Source organism: Phytobacter massiliensis JC163 (genome assembly GCF_000321045.1).
Classification (GTDB): domain Bacteria; phylum Pseudomonadota; class Gammaproteobacteria; order Enterobacterales; family Enterobacteriaceae; genus Phytobacter_A; species Phytobacter_A massiliensis.
Window position 1 is genome coordinate 1 of sequence record NZ_CAEO01000199.1, and the last position, 454, is coordinate 454.

At 46.7% G+C, this 454-nt stretch carries 1 protein-coding gene; it reads left to right on the forward strand.

The genetic code is table 11. The annotated features are described in order from the left end of the window. Positions 1 to 109 precede the first annotated feature (109 nt). Positions 110 to 454: DUF2268 domain-containing putative Zn-dependent protease (locus ENTHG_RS00200; protein ID WP_044172074.1), on the forward strand; the 345-nt coding region annotated here is incomplete at its 3' end.

The window sequence follows — 454 nt, forward strand, 5'->3', positions numbered from 1 at the left end:
TAAGCGGACATCCCTGATTACTGGTCTGCCACTGCTGAGCAGCACCATGACATTCGTTATATGTCTGCTAATATACGGACGTTTACTGTGGCTTCTAAGTGATGCTGACATGGCTCAAATAACCATTCATATTCTGAATGCTCAGAAAAAACTTACCGCTCACTCTGAATGGCTTCAGACCACCCTGGCCAGTACCTACTTAAAAGCCAAAAGGTTGATGCCGCTTCCTTCTCTGGATGTGGTGGTTAAAGCCGGGAAGTTTGTTATCCCTGAAAAAGGGCATGCCGGTTTTTGTCCTGAAGCTGGCGTTGTCTATATAACTGTCGACCCTGAAAATAATGCATTCTGCAAGAACTATGCGCACTCTATTGAGCGCATGTTTGCTCATGAACTGCACCATGCTGCGAGGTGGCAAGGACCTGGATATGGCTCAACGTTAGGTGAGGCTTTAGTC